20 protein-coding genes are annotated in these 20,431 nt (G+C 72.2%); 10 read left to right on the plus strand and 10 right to left on the minus strand.

Features of this window, described 5'->3' with window-relative positions:
• The first annotated feature begins 192 nt into the window (after positions 1 to 192).
• From CVS47_RS15440 to CVS47_RS15465, 6 genes are all read left to right on the plus strand, one after another.
• A complete protein-coding gene (locus tag CVS47_RS15440; RefSeq protein ID WP_127096881.1) occupies positions 193 to 948 on the plus strand; it encodes a PIG-L deacetylase family protein in 756 nt (251 codons plus the stop codon).
• Positions 945 to 1,655: a 4-carboxy-4-hydroxy-2-oxoadipate aldolase/oxaloacetate decarboxylase gene (locus tag CVS47_RS15445; protein ID WP_127096882.1), complete on the plus strand. Its 711-nt coding sequence runs from the start codon at positions 945 to 947 to the stop codon at positions 1,653 to 1,655. The genes CVS47_RS15440 and CVS47_RS15445 overlap by 4 nt, the downstream gene beginning before the upstream one ends.
• Positions 1,648 to 2,760: a PrpF domain-containing protein gene (locus tag CVS47_RS15450; RefSeq protein WP_127096883.1), complete on the plus strand. Its 1,113-nt coding sequence runs from the start codon at positions 1,648 to 1,650 to the stop codon at positions 2,758 to 2,760. Before CVS47_RS15445 ends, CVS47_RS15450 begins: the two co-directional genes overlap by 8 nt.
• Positions 2,757 to 3,713, plus strand: coding sequence for a VOC family protein (locus CVS47_RS15455; RefSeq protein WP_127096884.1), 957 nt, complete (start codon positions 2,757 to 2,759; stop codon positions 3,711 to 3,713). The genes CVS47_RS15450 and CVS47_RS15455 overlap by 4 nt, the downstream gene beginning before the upstream one ends.
• A gap of 107 nt (positions 3,714 to 3,820) precedes the next feature.
• Positions 3,821 to 5,314: an aldehyde dehydrogenase family protein gene (locus CVS47_RS15460; RefSeq protein WP_127096885.1), complete on the plus strand. Its 1,494-nt coding sequence runs from the start codon at positions 3,821 to 3,823 to the stop codon at positions 5,312 to 5,314.
• A gap of 19 nt (positions 5,315 to 5,333) precedes the next feature.
• Positions 5,334 to 6,572 carry an MFS transporter gene (locus tag CVS47_RS15465; protein WP_127096886.1) on the plus strand — a complete coding sequence of 413 codons (1,239 nt, stop codon included), beginning with the start codon at positions 5,334 to 5,336 and terminating at the stop codon, positions 6,570 to 6,572.
• Here the strand turns inward: CVS47_RS15465 and CVS47_RS15470 are convergent.
• The 7 genes from CVS47_RS15470 to CVS47_RS15500 all read right to left on the minus strand — a co-directional run bounded on the left by CVS47_RS15470 (position 6,541) and on the right by CVS47_RS15500 (position 12,497).
• Positions 6,541 to 7,392: a PaaX family transcriptional regulator gene (locus tag CVS47_RS15470; RefSeq protein WP_127096887.1), complete on the minus strand. Its 852-nt coding sequence runs from the start codon at positions 7,390 to 7,392 to the stop codon at positions 6,541 to 6,543. The genes CVS47_RS15465 and CVS47_RS15470 overlap by 32 nt on opposite strands.
• Positions 7,389 to 8,189: an ABC transporter ATP-binding protein gene (locus tag CVS47_RS15475; RefSeq protein WP_127096888.1), complete on the minus strand. Its 801-nt coding sequence runs from the start codon at positions 8,187 to 8,189 to the stop codon at positions 7,389 to 7,391. The genes CVS47_RS15470 and CVS47_RS15475 overlap by 4 nt, the downstream gene beginning before the upstream one ends.
• On the minus strand, positions 8,182 to 9,006 hold the full coding sequence (locus tag CVS47_RS15480; protein WP_127096889.1) for an ABC transporter permease: 825 nt from the start codon (positions 9,004 to 9,006) through the stop codon (positions 8,182 to 8,184). Before CVS47_RS15480 ends, CVS47_RS15475 begins: the two co-directional genes overlap by 8 nt.
• Positions 9,003 to 9,860, minus strand: coding sequence for an ABC transporter permease (locus CVS47_RS15485; protein WP_241240191.1), 858 nt, complete (start codon positions 9,858 to 9,860; stop codon positions 9,003 to 9,005). Before CVS47_RS15485 ends, CVS47_RS15480 begins: the two co-directional genes overlap by 4 nt.
• Positions 9,861 to 9,939: 79 nt before the next feature.
• Positions 9,940 to 10,938 (minus strand): ABC transporter substrate-binding protein, encoded by a 999-nt coding sequence (locus CVS47_RS15490; protein WP_127096890.1) that lies wholly within the window; start codon positions 10,936 to 10,938, stop codon positions 9,940 to 9,942.
• A gap of 176 nt (positions 10,939 to 11,114) precedes the next feature.
• Positions 11,115 to 12,047 (minus strand): helix-turn-helix transcriptional regulator, encoded by a 933-nt coding sequence (locus CVS47_RS15495; protein WP_127096891.1) that lies wholly within the window; start codon positions 12,045 to 12,047, stop codon positions 11,115 to 11,117.
• A 9-nt stretch (positions 12,048 to 12,056) separates the two neighbouring features.
• Positions 12,057 to 12,497, minus strand: a complete 441-nt coding sequence (locus CVS47_RS15500) for a VOC family protein (RefSeq protein ID WP_127096892.1) — start codon at positions 12,495 to 12,497, stop codon at positions 12,057 to 12,059.
• A 158-nt stretch (positions 12,498 to 12,655) separates the two neighbouring features.
• Between CVS47_RS15500 and CVS47_RS15505 the strand changes: the two genes are divergently transcribed.
• The 4 genes from CVS47_RS15505 (at position 12,656) to CVS47_RS15520 (ending at position 16,716) form a co-directional block, all read left to right on the plus strand.
• Entirely contained in the window at positions 12,656 to 13,354 is a 699-nt protein-coding gene (locus tag CVS47_RS15505) for an alpha/beta hydrolase (RefSeq protein ID WP_127096893.1), read from the plus strand.
• Positions 13,355 to 13,426: 72 nt separating this feature from the next.
• On the plus strand, positions 13,427 to 14,257 hold the full coding sequence (locus tag CVS47_RS15510) for an alpha/beta fold hydrolase (protein WP_127096894.1): 831 nt from the start codon (positions 13,427 to 13,429) through the stop codon (positions 14,255 to 14,257).
• 55 nt (positions 14,258 to 14,312) lie between these two features.
• The gene (locus CVS47_RS15515) at positions 14,313 to 15,104 is read left to right on the plus strand and encodes an alpha/beta fold hydrolase (RefSeq protein WP_127096895.1); all 792 of its coding nucleotides are present in this window, start codon (positions 14,313 to 14,315) and stop codon (positions 15,102 to 15,104) included.
• 115 nt (positions 15,105 to 15,219) lie between these two features.
• A complete protein-coding gene (locus tag CVS47_RS15520) occupies positions 15,220 to 16,716 on the plus strand; it encodes an MFS transporter (RefSeq protein WP_127096896.1) in 1,497 nt (498 codons plus the stop codon).
• A 48-nt stretch (positions 16,717 to 16,764) separates the two neighbouring features.
• Here CVS47_RS15520 and CVS47_RS15525 read toward each other — a convergent pair whose 3' ends face one another.
• The 3 genes from CVS47_RS15525 to CVS47_RS15535 all read right to left on the minus strand — a co-directional run bounded on the left by CVS47_RS15525 (position 16,765) and on the right by CVS47_RS15535 (position 20,424).
• On the minus strand, positions 16,765 to 17,883 hold the full coding sequence (locus CVS47_RS15525; RefSeq protein ID WP_127096897.1) for an NAD(P)-dependent alcohol dehydrogenase: 1,119 nt from the start codon (positions 17,881 to 17,883) through the stop codon (positions 16,765 to 16,767).
• A gap of 70 nt (positions 17,884 to 17,953) precedes the next feature.
• Complete coding sequence (locus tag CVS47_RS15530; RefSeq protein ID WP_127096898.1) at positions 17,954 to 19,441, minus strand: benzaldehyde dehydrogenase; 1,488 nt, start codon at positions 19,439 to 19,441, stop codon at positions 17,954 to 17,956.
• A gap of 44 nt (positions 19,442 to 19,485) precedes the next feature.
• Positions 19,486 to 20,424, minus strand: coding sequence for a sugar phosphate isomerase/epimerase family protein (locus tag CVS47_RS15535; protein WP_127096899.1), 939 nt, complete (start codon positions 20,422 to 20,424; stop codon positions 19,486 to 19,488).
• Positions 20,425 to 20,431: the final 7 nt, after the last annotated feature.

Here is a 20,431-nt window from a genome sequence, read left to right on the forward strand (position 1 = left end):
TTCTTCGTCGGATGGTGCCGTCCGCGGCAACCGGAGGTCAGATACCTCTGTCCATAGTCATCTGCGGTAGCCAGAATTGTAACCAAAATCTTGACCATTACGCCAGGGGTGTGGTTGCCTGTGAGCACCGTGCCGCTCGCCGCCGAGCACGCCCCTCGGGGCGACCACGGACGCCGCGCGACAGGAGCCCCCTTGGCAGACACAGCCCCCTCGCTTCTGGTGGTCAGCGCCCACGCGGGCGACTTCGTCTGGCGCGCCGGCGGCGCGATCGCGGCCGCCACCCAGCGGGGCGAGCGCGCCCACGTCGTCTGCCTCTCCTACGGTGAGCGCGGCGAGTCCGCCAGCCAGTGGCTGCAGGGCAAGTCGCTCGAGGACATCAAGGCGATCCGTCGCGACGAGGCGACGGCGGCGGCATCCGCCCTCGGAGCCGACATCGAGTTCCTGGATGCCGGCGACTACCCGCTCCTGGAGACGACCGCGACCGTCGAGAAGCTCGTGGACGTCTACCGCCGGGTGCAGCCGACCGTCGTGCTCACCCACCCGCTGACCGACCCCTACAACGGCGATCACCCCGCGGCCGCGCGGATGGCCCTGCAGGCCCGGGTGCTCGCCCAGGCGATCGGCGTGGCGAACTCCGACGGCACCTACCCCGGCACCGACGACATCATCGGCGCCCCGCCCGTGTTCTTCTTCGAGCCGCATCAGCCCGAGCAGTCCGACTTCAAGCCGAACGTGCTGCTGGACATCACCGCTGCGTTCCCGCTCAAGCGCAAGGCCATGGAGTGCCTGCCCGCGCAGAAGCACATGTGGGAGTACTACACGTCTCTCGCCGTCCGCCGCGGGGTGCAGGTCAAGCGCAACGCCGGACCCAACCTCGGCCTGCCCGTGGACACCATGGGCGAGGCGTACATGCGCTACCTGCCGCAGGTCACGGACGTGCTGGCGTGACAGCCGGCCCCGTCATCGTCACCGACATCGCGAGAGCGGATGCCGCGATCGTCGACGCCCTGGCCGCATTCGGCTCCGCGACCGTCCACGAGGCGATGGGCCGCATCGGCTACGCCGGTCCGCGCATCCGTCCGCTGCAATCGGGTACCGCGATCGCCGGCAGCGCGGTGACGGTGCAGGCCGCGCCCGGCGACAACCTCATGGTGCACGTCGCCATCGAGCAGGCGCAGCCGGGCGACGTGATCGTCGTCGTGCCCGTGACCGACTCCCCGTACGGCTTCATCGGCGACCTCATGGCCACCCAGATGCAGGTGCGCGGGGTGCGCGGCTACGTGACCACGGGCGGGGTGCGCGACACGGCCGAGCTGCGGGGCATGGGCTTCCCGGTGTGGACCGCCCACGTCAGCGCCCAGGGCACCGTCAAGGACACCGCGGGCTCGGTGAACGTGCCGGTGCTGCTCCACGACGTGCGCGTCTGCGCCGGCGACATCGTGGTCGCAGACGACGACGGCGTCACCGTCGTGCCGCGCGCCCGGGCGGCCGCCACGCTCGAGGCCGCCCAGGCCCGGGTCGACCGCGAGGCCGCGAACCGCGAGCGCTATCGCGCCGGAGAGATCTCGATGGACCTCAACGCCCTGCGCCCGGTGATCGCCGACCTCGGCGTGCGCGTGGTCACCCAGGCGGAGTTCGAGGCCGAGGATGACTGACGCCGACCGCGACGGCGTGCGTTGCATGGTGCTCCGCGGCGGCACGTCGAAGGGCGCGTTCTTCCTCGCCGGCGACGTGCCGTCCGAGCCGGCCGAGCGCGACGATCTGATGCTGCGGATCATGGGCTCCCCCGACCCCGCCCAGATCGACGGTCTCGGCGGCGCGCATCCGCTCACGAGCAAGGTCGCGATCGTCTCCCGATCGGACCGCGCCGACGTCGACCTCGACTACCTCTTCCTGCAGGTCGGCATCGCCGAGGCGACCGTGGGCACCCTTCAGACCTGCGGCAACCTGCTGGCCGCCGTCGGACCCTTCGCGCTCGAGCGCGGACTCATCGAGGCGGGCGGCGAGCAGACGACCGCCCGCATCCGCCTGCTCAACACCGGCGACATCGCCGACGCCCGCTTCGCCACGCCCGGCGGCCGCGTCGACTACGCCGGCGACGCCGCGATCGACGGCGTGCCCGGCACCGCCGCACCGATCGAGCTCGAGGTGCGCGGCGAGGGCGGCGTGCTGCCCACCGGCCGCGTCGCCGAGGAGCTCGACGGCCACCGCGTCACCCTGATCGACAACGGGATGCCGGTGGTGCTGCTCGACGCCGCGGAATTCGACGTCGACGGCGACGAGTCGCCGGAGGAGCTCGAGGGGCGCGCGGATCTGACCGCCTCGATCGAGCGCGTCCGCCTCGCCGCCGCGGAGCTGATGGGAGTGACGGATGCCGCGACGGCGACCGTTCCCAAGATGCTCCTGCTCTCCCCGCCCCGCCGCGGCGGCGCGATCTCGACCCGTGCCTTCATCCCCTCGCGCGTGCACACCGCGATCGGGGTGCTCATGGCGGCATCCGTGGCCGCCGGCATCCGCATCCCCGGAGCCGTCGGTCACGACCTCGCCGACCTGCCCGCAGATGAGGGAGCGCCGCTCGGCATCGAGCACCCGAGCGGCGTCTTCCCCGCGCGCGTGCGCGTGCTGCGGGCCGCCGACGGCCTGTGGACGGCGTCGTCTTCGTCGCTGCGCACGGCCCGCAAGATCTTCGACGGCACCGTCTACCCCCGACCCGCGGCATCCGCACCCGCCCCGACCCCCTCCCGAGAGGACCCCCGATGACCGCCTCCACCTCCTTCGACGTCGCCCACATCGGCAATGTCGAGCTGCTGACTGCAGAGTTCGACAAGAGCCTGTGGTTCTTCCACGACCTGCTGGCGATGCGCATCGTCGGCACCGACGGCGATTCCACGTACCTCCGCACGTGGGACGAGTACCAGCAGTTCACGATCAAGCTGACCGCGTCGTCCGACGCCGGAGTCGGCCTCACCACCTTCCGCGCGTCGAGCCAGGAGGCGCTGGAACGGCGCGTCGCCGCCATCGACCGATTCGGCCTCGGCGAGGGCTGGGTCGACGGCGAGCAGGGCACCGGTCCGACCTACCGCTTCCGCGACCCCGATGGGCACGCGATGGGCATCTACTACGAGACCGAGCGCTACGTCGCCACCGACGACAAGCCGGCGCTGAAGAACCAGGCCTCGGCCTTCCCCGGCCACGGCGTCAACGCCCGCCGCCTCGACCACATCAACTACCTCGCCAAGGATGTGGTCGCCAACGGCGAGTTCATCGCGGAGGCCCTCGGCGGTCGTGAGAGCGAGCGCATCGCCATCGACGGCGGCGGCTACGCGGCGTGGTGGTTCCACTTCAACAACAAGTCGTACGACGTGGTCTACTCCGACGACTGGACCAAGCACGGCGACCGCCTGCACCACATCGCCTTCGCCCCCGACACCCGCGAGGACATCCTGAAGGCCGCCGACATCTTCCTCGAGAACGGCATCTACATCGAGTCGGGGCCGCACAAGCACGCGATCAACCAGACCTTCTTCCTCTACGTGTGGGAGCCCGGCGGCAACCGCATCGAGTTCGCCAACGCCGGCGCCCGCCTGCTGCTCGACCCCGACCAGCCGGTCGTCGAATGGAGTGCGGAGGAGCGCAAGAAGGGCCAGGCCTGGGGCATGAAGACGATCGAGAGCTTCCACACCCACGGCACCCCGGTCGTGAAGGAGAACTAGTTTCTCCTTTTCATGTCGGTGAATGAATGGTGCAATGAAGCCCACGAGATCCACCCGGACACCCCGATCCCCCCGCTTCACCCGATTTCCGCACAGAGGAGTGCTTGATGAGTGACACCGTGACCACAGAGGTCCGCACCGGGCTGTACATCGGCGGCGAGGAGCGCCACACCGATGACACCCTGGCCATCGCCGACCCGGGCAAGCCCGGCGCCGTCGTCGGCCACGCCGCCTCCGCCTCGGCCGAGGACGTCGCCGACGCCGTCGCCGCCGCGAAGTCCGCGTTCCCCGCCTGGGCCGCGCTCAGCGCGAAGGAGCGCGCGGCGAAGATGACCGAGGCCATCGCCGGCATCGCCGACGACCGTGACGCCGACGCGGCGATCCTGTCGCAGGAGAACGGCAAGGTGCGGATGGAGTCGTGGGTCGACGCCCTCGTGCTCGAGATCCGCTGGAACCTGGCCCTGATGCTGGCCGACGAGGTCGACACGGGCAAGACGCTCCCCGTCGTGCCCGGGATGATCCCGGTCGAGACGACCGTGGCCTACCAGCCGCTCGGCGTCGTCACCGTCATCGTGCCGTTCAACTGGCCGATCGCGATCCTCGGCGCCGCCCTCCCCCACGCGCTGCTGGCCGGGAACACCGCGATCGTGAAGCCGCCGCCCTCGGCTCCGCTGGCCACCACGCGCGTCGTGCAGCGCATCGCCGAGAAGCTCCCCGCGGGTGTGCTCAACGTCGTCACCGGCAAGGACGAGAACATGGCCGGCCTCATCAAGAACACCGACGTCGCCAAGGTGTGCTTCACCGGCAGCGTCAACGGCGGCAAGCGGATCATGGAGATGGCGTCCTCCACGCTCACCCGTGTGACCCTCGAGCTGGGCGGCAACGACGCGGCGGTGTTCCTCGAGGACGCGATCATCGACGACACGCACCTCGACCGCCTCTACGCGGCGATCTACGACACCACGGGCCAGATCTGCATGAACGCGAAGCGCGTCTTCGTGCACAACTCGCGCCTCGACGAGGTCGTCGCCGGTCTCGAGGAGCGGCTGAACAAGGTCGTCCTCGGCTACGGACTCGACGAGGGCACCACGATGGGCCCGCTGCACCAGCCGGCCCAGAAGGCCTTCGTCGAGGAGATCATCCAGGAGGCGAAGGATGCCGGAGCCGACGTGCGCGAGTACGGCGAGCTCCCCGGCGGGGAGCTTTCGGGCGGCAACTTCCTGCGCCCCGCCCTCGTGGTCAACCCCGACCCGTCGCTGCGGGTGGTGACGCAGGAGCAGTTCGGTCCCGTCATCCCGGTCATCGGCTTCGACACGGAGGACGAGGCGGTCGCGCTGGCCAATGACACGTGGGGCGGCCTGTGCGGCTCGGTGTGGACGGCCGACGTCGAGGCGGCCAACCGCGTCGGCGGGCAGCTCGTGTGCGGCTACGTCTGGGTCAACGACCACGGCGCCACCCGCCTCGACCTGCGTGCGCCCTTCGGCGGCATGAAGCAGTCCGGCATGGGCCGCGAGCAGGGCATCGAGGGCGTCCGCGCCTTCCAGGACACCCGCTCCATCGCGCACATCGACACGGCGGCCCTTGCAGCCCAGGCCCACTGACGACGTCGAAGGACTCGGGATGCCGCGGCCCGCGGCATCCCGAGTCCTTCTGCTGGTCGCGGTGCTGCTCATCGCGCTCAACCTCCGGCCGACGATCACCGGGATCGGGCCGCTGCTGGCGCAGATCTCGGCCGACCTCGGCACCACGGAGGCCGCGCTCGGCGCCCTGGCGGCGGTGCCGCTCATCGCCTTCGGGCTGGTCTCGCCGCTCGCGCAGGGCCTCAGCGCCCGATTCGGGATGTCGCGGACCGTCCTGGTGGCGCTGCTCCTGCTGTGCGCCGGCACGGCATGGCGCTCCGTTCCGGGGCTCACCGCGAACCTGTGGCTGGGCACCGCGCTGATCGGGGCGTCGCTCGCGATCGTCAACGTGCTGATGCCCGCCGTGATCAAGCGCGACTTCCCCGATCGTGTGCCCGCGGTGACCGCCGTCTTCACCGCGTGCCTGGCGGGGATGGGAGCCGTCGGCTCCGGCGTCGTCGTGCCGATCTCGCACGTCGAGGCCGGGGGCGATCCGCTCGGATGGCGGGCCGCGCTGCTGTGGACCGGGGCGCTGCTGCCCTTCGCCGTGATCGCCTGGATCGCGTGCACCCGCGGGCTGCCGGCGCACCGCGCCCCGGCACGGCGCTCCTCCGTGGGCGGGACCATCTGGCGCGACGCGCTGGCATGGCAGGTGCTGCTGTACATGGGCCTGCAGTCGATGACGTTCTACATGCTCGTGACCTGGTTCGCGCCGATCGCGCAGTCGCTCGGCCGCACGGAGGTCGTCGCGGGCATCGACGTGATGATCTACCAGGTGTTCTGCTTCGCCGGCTCGCTCGTGGTCCCGCTGCTGCTGCGCGGCGCGGTCGCCCGCTTCGCCGCGGCGGCGATCCCCGCGGTCACCCTGCTCGGCATCGTCGGGCTGATCGTCGCGCCGGAGCTGTTCCTGCTCTGGGCCGTCGTCTGCGGTCTGGGCTGCGGCGCGGCGCTCGGCATGGCGATGAGCCTGTTCAGTCTCCGCGCCCGCACCCACGAGACGGCGGGCGCGCTCTCCGGCATGGCCCAGTCGGGCGGATACCTCCTCGCCGCCCTCGGCCCCATCGCCTTCGGGGCTCTCGTGACGCTGACGGGCGGGTGGGCGGCGTCGCTCGGGCTGGTCGCGGTGGTGCTGGCGGTGCAGCTCTCGATCGGGATCCTCGTGGGGCGGCCGCGCTACGTGCTCGATGGGGCGGCGCCCGACGGAACGGTCAGTCGCGGAGCGCGGGCGCCGCTCCGGTGAGCGTCGCGAACCCGGCCGACGCGGCCTCCTCGAGCCCGTCGCGCAGCCGGCGGTAGACGCGGGCGGATGCGGCGGCCGGCCAGTCGTCGTCCATGTACTCCGGCGGCAGCCCCGGGTCGGTGCCCAGCAGCTCGAGCCAGTCGGCGACGAGCTCGATCCGCGTCACGAGCGCCGCGTCGCGGACGGCGACCTCCGCGGCATCCACGTCCTCCCACGTGCCGAGGAAGGCGACGTGGGCCGCCCGGATGGCCTCGATGTCCCACGCCTGGTGCACGCTCGGCGCCATCGGGAACTCCTCGAGCTCTCGTGCCCGGAACGCCATCACGGCGCCGTCGTCGAGCTCGCCGGTAAGGGGCAGCAGCGAGGTGCGCAGGTCGACCTCTCCGGGTGCCAGCCATAGGCCGTCGCGCAGCGGTGCGAACCCGTGCCACGTCAGCGTCGAGCGCACCCGGTGACGCAGGTCGCGGCGCCCCTCGGGGATGGAGAACGTCACGAGCGTCCAGCCGCCCCCGTGCGGGCTGAAGGGGTGGTCGCCGCGCACCCGCTCGTTGCCCTGCGACAGGAGCGCGGCGCCGGCGGCGGTGAGGCGGAAGGCGATCTCGCGTCCGTGACGCTGCGAGGCCAGCACCCCCTGGCGCACGAGGCGCGAGAGGGAGGCGCGGACCGCGGCCTCCGCGATGCCCGCGCCCTCCAGGACGGTGATCACCGCGGCGGCGCGCACGGGGCGCTCGGGGTGGTCGAGCACGTGATCGCCCAGCAGCGCCAGCAGGAGCTCACGGGGCGCGCGGTAGGGCGCGACCCGCTCCTGCCCGGCGGTCATCGCACGGGCCGAACGGCCTCGCCGCGCTTGGCGCGCTGGATCTGCTCGTAGACGTGCGTGCGCAGCTCGGTGAAGCGCGGGAGCGCCCGCGTCATGATCTGGTCGCGCTCGGGGGCGAGGTCGATGACGAGGTCCTCCTGCACCCAGGTCGGCGACTTGGACAGCACCACCACGCGCTCGCCGAGGTAGACGGACTCGTCGATGTCGTGCGTGACGAAGAGGATCGACATGCCCCGCTCGAGGTGGAGGCGTCGCACCAGGTCCTCGAGGTCGGCGCGGGTCTGCGCGTCGACGGCCGCGAACGGCTCGTCCATGATGAGCACCTCGGGCTGGTAGGCCACGGCGCGGGCGATGGCCACGCGCTGCTGCATGCCGCCGGACAGCTGCCAGGGGTAGCTCTTGCCGGCGTGCTCGAGTCCGACGGCGGTGAGGGCGTCGTCGACCAGCCGGTCGCGCTCGGCGCGGCTCAGCCCCCTGTGCCGCAGCGGGAGCTCGACGTTGCCCCGCACCGTGAGCCACGGGTAGAGGCTGCGGCCGTACTCCTGGAACACCAGCGCCATGTTGGGCGGCGGTGCGGTCACGCGGGCACCGTCGAGCTCGATGACGCCGGCGGTGGGCGAGAGCAGGCCGGCGATGCACTTGAGCAGCGTCGTCTTGCCGCAGCCCGACGGCCCCACGATGCACACCAGCTCGCCGCGCCGCATCGTGATGCTGATGTCGCCGATCGCCTCCACCGAGCCGGTCGAGGACTCGTAGACCTTCTTGAGATTCGTCACGGTGAGCAGGGTGTCAGGCACTTTCTACCTCCTTGATGCCGTGGTACCAGCGCAGCACCCGGCGCTCGGCGAAGCCGAAGATGACGGCCAGCAGCACCCCGACGAGACCGAGCAGCAGGATGCCGCTCCACATCTCCGCGATGAGGTAGTTCCGCTGGAAGTAGACGATGCGGTAGCCGAGGCCCGACGACGTGTTGAACATCTCGGAGATCACCATCATGATGAGCGCGATCGACAGGGTCTGGCGGACGCCGGCCATGATGCGCGGGCTCGCGGCCGGCAGCACGAGGTAGCGGATGCGCTCCGCTCGCGTCAGCGCGAACGACCGGGCCGTCTCGGTCATGATCGCGTCGGTCGCCCGCACGCCCTCGATGGTGTTCAGCAGCACGGGCCAGATCGCCCCGGCGACGATGACGCTGACCTTCATGGTGTCGGAGATGCCCATGAGGAGGATGAAGACGGGGATGAGGGTGGGCGGCGGGATGGCGCGGAAGAACTCCAGCGTCGGCTCCAGCAGCTCCCGCAGCCAGCGTGTGAGGCCGATGATCATGCCGGCGGCGACGCCCAGCACGACGGCGAGGACGATCGCCAGCGCCAGCCGGCCGAGGCTCGGGAGCACGTCCACGACGAACGCGGGACCGATCCAGGTCTTCACGAACGCCTGCACGATGACGATCGGATCGGGGAAGAAGATCTGCGGCGACGCGCTCGACCAGACGCCCCAGACGACGAGGAGCAGGAGCGGCAGTCCGATCGCGTACACGGTGCTCTGCCCGACCCTGGCCCACACCCCCGGCCGACGGCGGGGGGTCACGACGGTGCTCGTGTACAGCGTCACAGCACCTCCTCCCCGCGCACGGACTGGTGCCACGACAGCGTGCGGCGCTCGATGAAGCGGAACACGAGGTTCACCAGCAGGCCGAGCAGGCCCGTCGTGACCACGACGGCGAAGACGGTCACGTTGTCGCCCGCGTTGCGCGCGACGTTCAGCACGTTGCCCAGGCCCGGCACGCCGATGGTCATCTCGGCGGTGATGGCGAGGATCAGGGCGACCGCCGCGCCGAGGCGCAGCCCCGTCATGAGGTAGGGCAGCGTCGTGGGGAACACGAGGTGGCGGAAGCGCGCCGCGCGTCCGAGACCGAAGCTGCGCGCGGTGTCGCGGGCGACCGCGTCGACGTCGGCCACGCCGTAGAGCACCTGCACGAAGATCTGCCAGAAGGTCGCGTAGACGATGATGACGAGCGCCGCGGGCAGCTGGATGCCGAAGATGAGGATGGCCAGCGGGATCAGCGCCACCGACGGGATGGGCCGGAGGAACTCCACGGTGGTGTGCGTCGCGCGGCGCAGCACCGGCACGAGCCCGACCACGGCGCCCAGCACGACCGCGGCGACCAGCGCGATGACGAGGCCGATCGCCCAGGACGTCATCGTGCGCCCGATGTTGCGGTAGAACTCCAGGTCGCCGAGCATCGTCCCCAGCCGCGCGAGGGTGTCGGTGGCGTAGGGCAGGTAGCGCGCGTCGATGATCCCGAGCGCGGGGATCAGCTGCCAGGTCGCGAGGAAGCCGACGACCCCCAGGGCGCCGAGCAGCGCCTTGCGCGCCGCGCTCGGCATCCGTCGCGTGCGGGCGGGCGCGACCGCATCGCGCCCCGCGGACGGCGGGGTGGTCTGCGGGGTGTCCAGCGTGGTCATCATCCGGCTCCGTGTTCTCGGGCGAAGGGCGAGGAGGATGCCCCGTCCCCGGCGACGCGGGGGACGGGGCATCCGGAGATCACTGGAGCTTGATCATCGCGTCGAAGTCGGGCTCCTTGTCGAGCACGCCGTAGCCCACGGCGAGCCCTGCCAGGGTGCGCAGGTTGTCGACGTCGAGCTCGGGGCTGAACACCGGCAGGGTGATGCCGGCGGCCGCCGCCTCGGGGATCTTCATGTTCTCGACGATCGCGGCGCGGACGGCGTCCTCGTTCGACGACGCCCACGTCAGCGCCTCCGACATCGCGTCGGCGTAGTTCTTGACCAGCTCGGGGTCCTCGTCGATCTTCTTCTGCGTCGTGATGTTCGTCAGCAGCTCGAGCCCCGGGATCGTCGCCTGGTACGGGTGCGTGATGATCGCGCCGCCGTTGCCGGCGATCTGCGACATGAAGGGGTCGGGCACCCATCCGGCGTCGATGCTGCCGGCCTCCAGCTGCGCCTGGACGTCGGGGAACGCGACCTCGACGAACTGGATGCTCTTCGGGTCTCCCCCGTCGTCCTCGACGGCCTTCATGATCGTCACGTCGCCGGCGGCGCCGAGGCTGTTGACCGAGACGCGCTTGCCCGCGAGGTCCTTCGGGCTGCTGATGCCCGAGCTCGAGAGCGCCACGACCGCGTTGACGTCGGTGTCGGCGCTGGCGGGCAGCGAGCTGGCGTAGTTGCTGATGATGACCGCACCCAGGTTCTGCAGGCTGGCACGGAAGGGGCCGAAGGGCTGGCCGATCGCGAAGTCGATGTCGCCGTTGATGAGGGCGGGGATCGCCTGGGCGCCGCCCTGGGCCGGGACCACCTCGACCTCGAGCCCGTGGTCGGCGAAGATGCCCTCGTCGATCGCGGCCCAGAGGGCGCCGCTCTCGGCGATGGGCAGCGCGGCGACGCGGATCTGCGTCATCTCGCCCGAGCCGCCGTCGGCGGTGGCGGCGGCTGATCCGGCGGGCGCCGGGGCTGCGGAGTCGGTGCAGCCGGCGAGCGCGAGAGCGGCGGCGGCCAGCAGGCCGAGCGCTGCGAGGTTCTTCTTCATTGACGGGCCTCTCGTTGACGGATGGGGCGTCGACGAAGCGTGGGGGGCTGCGACCCCGGTCCTCACGCCTCTGTGCTGACGACATCATGGTCAGCCATGGCTCATGAACTGTCAAGCGTTTCTTGACGATCGTCACCGATCCGTTGACTGAACGCTCGTTCCGGACCCGCTCGTCGTCAGCGCAGCGACGACGGCGTGCACCCGAAGCGGGCGCGGAAGGCACGGTGGAACGCGGAGACGTCGGCGAAACCGGATGCCGCGGCCACCGCCGCGATGGTGCGCCCCTGCCAGGCGGGGTCGACCAGGAGGGCACGGGCGTGCTGCAGCCGTTCGTCGCGCAGCCAGGCCGCGAACGTCTGCCCGTGGGCCGCGAAGACGCTCTGCACGGTGCGCGGCGAGCATCCCATCGCGCGCGCGAGGGCGTCGACGGAGTACGTCGGGTCACCGAGGCGCTCCCGCGCCGACGTCTGGGCAACGCGCAGCCGGTCGGCAGAAGGCGCGTCCTCGGAGGAGTCGACCGCGTCCAGCAGCGCGACGACCGCGTCGCTCATGGCGGGAGCCGCCGCCAGCCGCCCTTCCTCGACGACCGTCGCGAGCAGCCCCGCCTGGGCGGCCAGCACCGCACCGGCCGCCGTCGCGCGCACGCGCTCGTCGATCCGCACCACATCCTCGCGCGCCAGCAGGCCCCGCGGGATGCGGAGCGAATGCAGCCGCAGCGTGCGCCGGGGGTCCACCACGATGCGGAACGGCATGCTGTTGTCCAGCAGGAACGGCACCCCGCCGGGCACGGTCCAGCGCCGGCCGAGGTGCTCGACGACCCACGGCGCGCGGCTGAAGTTGAGGAACAGCGCGTCATCCGACAGGCGGGCGATCGCCGACCGGTCGCGCTGCGCAGACACCGGCGGGGTCGTCAGCACTCCGTAGCCCGTCGCGCCGAAGTCGTACAGGGCGAAGTCGGCGGCGAAGACGCCCGCCGGCCGGTCGGGCCGCACCCCGACGTACACGGGCGCCACGACGTCGCAGAAGTAGTCGTAGTCCTCGCCGCGCGCCAGATGACGCGTGCTGCCCTGGACGGTGACCGACGCCGGCGGATGCGAAGGGGCGATCATGAGCGAACGCTACTCCGGCGGAGCGAAGACCACCGTGCCGTCTGCCGCGATGCGCCACCCGGGGTTGTGCGCGATCTCCCACACGACGCCGTTCGGATCCGCCGCGTGTCCGTGGAAGATCCCCCCGAACGCCCCGTCCCGAGCGGGTGTGAGGATCGTCCCACCCGCGTTCTCGAAGGCTTCGAGCACGGATGCCACGGCCTCGCGATCCGGGACGTTGTGCGCGAGCACCACGCCCTCGACGCCGGAGCCGGGCCGCTCGCGCCCCAGGTCCTGCTCGAACTTGTCGGCGTCGAAGAAACCCAGGACGAGGCCGGGCGCAGCCTGGAAGAAGACGACCTCCTCCTCGACGTCGACCAGCGCGGTCCAGCCGAGGCCGTCGCCGTAGAACCGTCGCGTCGCGTCGAGGTCGGGCGTCGACAGGGTGACGAAGTGCAGGCTCTGATCCATGCACCCAGTGTCGCGGAACACGACGCGGGCGGACAGGGCTCGATTGCGCGCAGCGCCAGCATTCTGCGCTTCCGGCCACTGCGTCCGGGGGGCCTTCACGTCTATGGTGCGAGGAGCTCCGGGCGCAGCGGCCCGGACACCCGATCGAGGAGACGACGATGTCCGAACGCCCCACCATCCTGCTCGTGCACGGCGCCTGGCACGGCGCCTGGGCGTGGGACCTCGTGAAGACGCGGCTCGAGGAGCACGGGTGGGCCGTGCGCACCCTCGACCTCCCGACCGTGCACGCCGAACGCATCGAGGGGCTCCACCTCTCCGATGACGCCGACGCGGTGCGCGACGCGATCGCCGCCGTCGGCGGACCCGTCGTCGTCGTCGCGCACTCCTACGGCGGCGTGCCCACCACGCAGGCGGCAACGGACGACGCCGTCCAGCACATCGTCTACGTCGCCGCCTTCGTGCTCGACGAGGGCGAATCGCTCCTCGGCGCCGTCGGCGGGGTCGCCCCGTCGTGGTGGGTCGTCGACGGACCGACCGCGACCGCCGGCACCGAGCAGGAGCCCGCGGCATCCCTCTTCTTCGCCGACGTCGAGCCGAGCGCGGCCGAGGCCGCCGTCGCGCGGCTGAAGCCGCAGAGTGTGCTCGCCTTCCAGGAGCCGCTCACCGGCGCGGCGTGGCGGACGAAGCCGAGCACCTACATCGTCACCGAGCAGGACGCGATCTTCCCCGAGCCCGCCCAGGTCGGTCTGGCCGCACGCGCGGGGTCGACGGTGCGGCGTCTGAACACGAGCCACTCCCCCTTCCTCTCGCAGCCCGACGCCGTCGTGGAGATCATCGAGGAGGCCGCACGGGGGTAGGCCGCGCACGTCGGGATCCGCGCACGTCGGGTCTTCGCACGTCGGCCGACGCGCCGGGCATAGGGTGCTGGCATGAGCGCCGATGCCCTCCGCCACGAGTTCGCCGTCGACGGTCGGACGGTGGTCGCGTACGAAGCGGGCGCGGGCCCGGATGCGACAGCCGTCCTCCTCTGGTCGGGCGGCACGCCGCACACCGGTGCGCCGCTGGCTCCGCACGCCGCCTGGGCGCGCGCACACGACGTGCGGCTGATCTCGGTCGCGCGGCCGGGCTTCGGCGGTTCGCAGCGCCTGCCGGGGCGATCCGTCGCCGACGCGGCGGCGGACCTCCTCGCCGCGGCCGACGCGCTGGACGTCGACAGGTTCGCGCTGGCGGGATACTCCGGCGGGGGTCCGCACGCCCTGGCGGCCGCCGCTCACGCCGGCGACCGCGTCCTCGGGGTGGTGGCGTTCGCCTCGCCCGCGCCCTTCACCGGCGAGGCGTCGTGGTTCGAGGGCATGCACGATCCGGCGGCGCTGCAGAGCGCGGAGCGGGGCCGCGCGGCCCGGGAGACGTGGGGCGAGACGGCCGACTTCGACCCCGGGCAGTTCACCGCCGACGACTGGGCGGCGCTGGACGGCGAGCTCGCCGCGGTCGGCGAGGACGCCGGACGCGGCGGAGCGACCGAGGAGAGCGGCGGCACGGACGATGACGTGGCCTTCGTCACACCGTGGGGCGTCGACCTCGACCGCATCAGCGCGCCCGTGCACCTGGTGCACGGCGATGAGGACCGCATCATCCCCGTCCGGCACGCGCACCTCATCGCCGTACGGTGCCCGCGCGCCGAGGTGCATCCGCGTGCCGGCCGCGGTCACGTCGGGGTGCTGCGCACCTGGGCGGATGACGTCGAGCGGATGCTGCGCTGACCCTCGCGGCCGCGAGGGGGTCGCGGATGTCGGCGACTCGTGGTCTGCTGTCGGCATGGAGACGACGACGTCCGCAGACGGCACCCGCATCGCGTTCCAGCGGACCGGCGACGGCCCACCGGTCGTGATCCTCGGCGGCGCCTTCTCGCGGGCGTCCGACGGGCAGGGACTCGCCGACGCCCTCGCGATCCACGGCTTCGGCGCGGTCACCGTCGACCGGCGCGGCCGCGGCGAGAGCGGCGACCGACGGGGATCCCAGCCGGAGGACGAGGTCGCCGACGTCGCGGCGGTCATGGACGCCGTCGGCGGGAGGGCCGCGGTGCTGGGCCACTCGTCCGGTGCCGTGCTCGCGCTTTACGCGGCCTCGCTCGGCGTGCCCGTCCGGGCGCTCTTCCTCTCCGAGCCGCCGTTCCGCTTCGGCCACGATGACCCCGACCCCGCCCTCGCGGATCGACTGCAGGAGCTGGTCGACGCCGGCGACCCCGGCGAGGCCGTGTCGCTGTTCCAGCTCGAGGGCGTGGAGCTGCCGCGCGAGATGGTGGAGTCGATCCGCCGCAGCGAGATGTTCCCCGCGCTCGTGCCGCTGGCCCCGTCCACGGTCTACGACGCCCTGCTCACCGCCCGGCTGTCGACGCCGACGTCCGCGATGCGGAACGTGTCCGCGCCGGTCACCATCCTGCGCGGGGAGCAGACATTCCCGATGCTCGTCACCGCGGCCGACCAGCTGGCGGAGGCGATCCCGGCCGCCGAGCTCGTCATCGTGCCGGAGTCGGTGATGCACCGTCCCGATCCCGCCGCCACCGCTCGCGTCATCAGCGAGCGGATCTCCGCCGGCGATGCCGGGTAGAATGGAGGCCTGACCCGCCGAAGACAGGCGGGTGACGGCTGCGTCGCCGAGGCGATCGCGGTCCGAGGCTTGAAACCTCCGGCATCCTTCCTCATGAAGCCCCGGAGGTTTCTTCATGTCCACCGGCACCATCCCCCTTCCCCGCACCGGGGCCGTCCCCCTCGGCTCCCGCGGCATCCGCGGCGCCCGTCGCTGGGGTGCGCTGATCATCCTCGCGCTGGCCCAGCTCGTCGTCGTGCTCGACGGCACGATCGTCAACATCGCCCTCCCGCAGGCGCAGCTCGCCCTCGGACTCACCGACGGCCAGCGCCAGTGGGTCGTGACGGCGTACGCCCTCGCCTTCGGCGCCCTGCTCCTGCTCGGCGGCCGGATCGCCGACTACTGGGGCCGCAAGCGCACGTACATGGTCGGCATGATCGGGTTCGGCGCGGCATCCGTCTTCGGCGGTCTCGCCCAGAACGCGACCGAGCTCATCGCCGCCCGGGGACTGCAGGGCGTCTTCGCGGCACTCCTCGCCCCCGCCGCCCTCGCGCTGCTGACGGTGTCGTTCCCGGGCGGCAAGGAGCGCAACACCGCCTTCGCCGTCTTCGGCACGGTGGCGGGCACCGGCGCCGCCGTCGGCCTGCTGCTCGGCGGTGTGCTGACCGAGTTCGCGGATTGGCGGTGGTGCCTGCTGGTGAACGTCGTGTTCGTGCTCGCCGGCGTCATCGGCGGGTTCCTCTTCCTGCGCGAGTCGCGCGCCGACGGCGAGAACCGCTACGACCTCGCCGGAGCCCTCACCGTCACGGCCGGCCTCGGCTCGCTCGTCTACGGCTTCAGCCTCGCCGAGTACGGCTGGGCGCGCCTGGACACCATCGGCTTCGTCGTGCTGGGCGTGGCACTGCTCGTCGCGTTCGTCGTCATCGAGTCGCGCGTCGCGCAGCCCCTGCTGCCGCTGCGCGTCATCACCGACCGCGTGCGCGGCGGCGCCATGCTGCTTCAGGCCATCTCGGGCAGCGCGATGATCGGCGGCACGGTCTACCTCGCGTTCCACCTGCAGATCGTGCTGGGATTCACGCCGCTGGTCGCCGGCGTCGCCTCCCTGCCGATGACGATCGTCATCATGCTGTGCGCGCCGGTGCTGACGCGCCTGCTCCCCGTCATCGGGCCGCGGCCGATGATGATCGTCGGACCGCTCATCGCCGCGGCCGGCCTGCTCTACCTCAGCCGCATCACGCCGGGTGGCGATTACTTCGTCGAGGTGCTGCCGGGCCTCGTGCTCCTCGGTCTCGGCATGGCGAACCTCTTCATCCCGATGCAGAACCTCGCGCTCGCCCGCGTCGCGCCGCAGGACGCCGGGGTCGCCTCGGCCGCGGCGAACTCGGCCATGCAGATCGGCGGGTCCATCGGGCTGTCGGTCTTCACCGCGTTCTACGCCGCGGCGGTGGCGACCGTCGACGTCACCGACGGTCCGTCGCAGCTGGCCGCCTTCACAGCCGGCTACTCGGCGACGTTCCTGGCGGCGGCCGTCGTGATGGCAGCGGGATCGGTCGTGGCGTTCTTCATGATCCGCGGCACGAAGGAGCACCTGCTGCCCTCGGGCGACGGCGGCCCCGCCGTGCACCTGGGCTGAGCCCGTCGGTCGGGCGGCGCCCCCGCCCTGTCGCCGCCGCCGCCCGCCTCAGACGGACGAGATGCGCAGGATCGGCTTGATGACCTCGCCCGACGCGCTGTCGGCGATGGCCTGCTCCACCTGGTCGAGGTCGTAGAAGCGCACGAGCTCGTCGAAGGGGAACCTTCCCTGCGCGTGCAGCGCGATCAGCGCGGGGATCAGCCGTGCGCTGGTGCTGCTGCCGCCGAGGGTGCCCACGATGCGCTTGCCCCACAGGGCGGGCTGGTGCTCCACCGAGAACGCCGCGCCCGCGGGCGCGCCGCCCACGAGGATGCAGGTTCCCAGCATCCCGATCAGGCCGACGGCCTGCTCGACGACGGCGATGACCCCCGTGCACTCGATGACGTGGTCGGGGTCTCCCCCGCACGCCTCGCGGATCGCGGCATCCACGTCGCCCTCCCCCGCCCGGAAGACATGGGTGGCGCCGTACCGGCGCGCGAGCTCGAGGCGATCGGCGTTCAGGTCGACGGCGACGATGGTCGTCGCGGGCGTGCTGCGCGCCGCCATGATCGCTGCCAGTCCCACCGCCCCCGCCCCGAAGACCACGATGCTCTCGCCCGGCTGCGGTCGCGCGGTGTTCAGCACGGCGCCGGCGCCGGTCGAGATGCCGCACGCGAGCGGGCCGAGCAGCTCCAGCGGCAGAGCGGGATCGACCTTCACGAGCGAGGAGGCCAGGGCGATCGACGCGGTCGCGAACGAGGACTGGCCGAAGAAGTGCCCGGACAGCGGCGAGCCGTCTTCGCGGTGGTACGCCCCCGTGCCGGCCAGCGGCCCCGTGAAGCGCACCCCGGCTGCGACCGCGGGTCCGAGCTGCGCGCAGTACCGCGGCTCCCCGCGCAGGCAGTTGCGGCATTCGCCGCAGAACGGCCAGCCCATCACCACGTGGTCGCCGACCTCGACGGTGGTGACGCCCTCGCCGACCTCCTCCACGATCCCGGCGCCCTCGTGCCCGAGCACGCCGGGCAGCGGCAGCGGGAGGTGGCCGTCACGGGTGATGGCGTCGGTGTGGCAGACGCCGGTCGCGACCAGGCGCACGCGCACCTCCCCAGGCCCCGGAGGGTCGAGCTCCAGCGTCTCGATCTGCAGGGGAGCACCGGTCTCCTCGGCGACAGCGGCGGTGATCCTCATATCGGCCTCCTCATCGACGGCTGGGTGTGTCGAGCCTAGATCCGCTGCCGCCGCGCGGGGCCGCCTGGGCTCAGAGCGGGTACTGCCCCGGCTCGCGGCGCATCGTGATCCACCGGGTCTCGGTGAAGGCGTCGATGTTCGCCTGGGCGCCGCCGTGACGCGAGCCCGTGCCCGACGAGCCGGTGCCGCCGAACGGAGCGTTGGCCTCGTCGTTGACGGTCTGGTCGTTGATGTGCACGATGCCGGTGGGGATCCGGCGTGCCAGCTCCAGACCGCCGAACACGTCGGCGGTCACGATGCCCAGCGACAGGCCGTAGTCCGACTCGGTGGCGAGCTCGACGGCCTCGTCGTCGGTCGAGAACGACACGACGGATGCCACGGGCCCGAAGACCTCGTCGCAGTAGGCCGCCGCATCCCTCGGCGTGTTCGCCAGCACCGTCGGGCGGTAGAACAGCTGGTCGTAGGTGCCGCCGGCCTTGAGCTCCGCACCCTGCGCCACGGCGTCCTGCACGAGCGTGTGCACGCGGTCGCGCTGCACCTCGTCGATGAGGGGCCCGAGATGGACCTGCCCGGCGGCGGGGTCGCCGACGTGCATGGACTCGGCCTTCGCGGCGAGCTTGGCGACGTACTCGTCGAAGACCGACTCGTGCACGATGTGGCGTCCGACGGTCATGCAGATCTGGCCCTGGTGCAGGAAGGCGCCCCAGGTCGCGAGGTTGACGGCCTTGTCGACGTCGGCGTCGGCGCGCACGATGTAGGCCGAGTTGCCGCCGAGCTCGAGGTGGGCGCGCTTCAGGTGGCGGCCGGCCTGCTCGCCGACCGAGCGACCGGCGCGCGTCGAGCCGGTGAACGCGATGACGCGCACGCGCGGGTCGGCGATCATGGCCTCGCCGACCTCGGCGCCGCCCGGGATGAGCTGCAGCACGCCGGCGGGCAGGCCCGCCTCCTCGAAGATGCGCACCATCGACACACCGCCGGTGATGACCGTGCGCGGGTCGGGCTTGAGCAGCACGGCGTTGCCGAGCGCCAGCGCCGGCGCCACGGCGCGGATGCCCAGGATCAGCGGCACGTTGAAGGGCGAGATGACGCCGACGACGCCGACCGGCATCTGCTCGGCGAGCGAGAGCCGGGGCTCCTCGCTGGAGAGCACCGTTCCGCGCGGGGCGGACGGGAGCGACGACGCCTCGTAGCACTCGGCGGCGGTGACGTGCAGGGCGAAGCCGGCGAGCGGCGGGATCGCCCCGACCTCGCGGATGTTCCAGCCGGAGATCTCCTCGGCGTGCTCCTCCCAGAGCTGGCCGGCGCGACGCAGCACCGCCGCGCGGGCGGGGTGCGGCAGGGCCGCCCACTCCTGCTGCGCGCGGGCGGCGCCCTCGGCCGCACGGGTCACGTCGGCGGCATCCGCCATGCCGACCATCGCGAGCGTCGCGCCGGTCGCGGGCTCGGTCGAGGCGATCTCGCCGCCGCCGCCGACGACCCATTCGCCGTCGAGGAAGATGCGTCCGGAGAAGACCTCGGCGTCGAGGAGCGTTCCGGAGGTGGTGGCTGTCGTGCTCATGAGCGTGACTCCTTGTGGTGCGGGTGGGTGTTCGAAGGGGGTTGTCAGGATGCGGCGCTGCGGGCGAGGCGCTGGTTGCGTCGGCCCACGGTGCTCAGCGACCATCCCTGGCGGATGACGCGCATCGCGTCGCGGGCGAGCTCCGCTCCATCGTCGTACGGCGCGCGCCAGATGGCCAGCATGTCGGCGACGGGTCCGGCCAGCACGGAGCGCGAGAAGGCCTCGACGCCCCAGCGGCCCTCGTAGCCGTCGTCCAGCGCCTGGCGCACCACGTCGGCGAGCGCGACCGCGCCGGTGGAGAGGCGGCCGCGGCCGGACTGCCCGAGCTCGAGGTAGCCGAGGCGCGGGAGCGCCGTGCGGATCGCGGCGGACATGTCGGCCTCCTCGACCGCCATGTGGAAGGTGTCGAGGTGGATGCGCAGATGCGGGGAGCCGCTCAGCTCGGCGAAGGCCATCGCCTGCTCCGCGGTGTTCAGCAGCGAGGTCTCGTAGCGGTTCAGCACCTCGAAGGTCATCGTGACGCCGCGCTCGTGCGCGTAGTCGGCGACCGCCCCGACCTCGGCGGCCGCGCGCTCGATCGCCGCCGCCGACGTCGGACCCTGCGGGGGGCCGAACGGGCCGTACGGCACGCCGTTCATCTGGTCGCCGCCGAGGGCGACGGTGAGGTCGACGACGTCCCGCAGGAGCGCCGCACCGGCGGCGCGGCGCCCGGCGTCCTCCGACGAGACGTCGGCCTGGCCGCCCTGCCCGCCGGCGATCGTGAGGCCCGTCATGCCGTGATCCCTCAGCACGGCGGCCAGGGCCGCGGCATCCGTCGTCTTCGGATCCAGCGGCGGCAGCACGATGCGGGAGAAGCCCGCGTCGGCCAGCACCGAGAGGGCGGTGGGCAGCAGCTCGGGATCGGCGGCCGGCAGGAGCGCGTTGATGTGGCACGCGACGTCCAGCCCGGTGTCTGTCCGGAGGTCGCGGGTGGTGTCCGTCATCGTCGCG

Origin of the sequence: Microbacterium lemovicicum, from assembly GCF_003991875.1 — a bacterium.
Lineage (GTDB): Bacteria > Actinomycetota > Actinomycetes > Actinomycetales > Microbacteriaceae > Microbacterium > Microbacterium lemovicicum.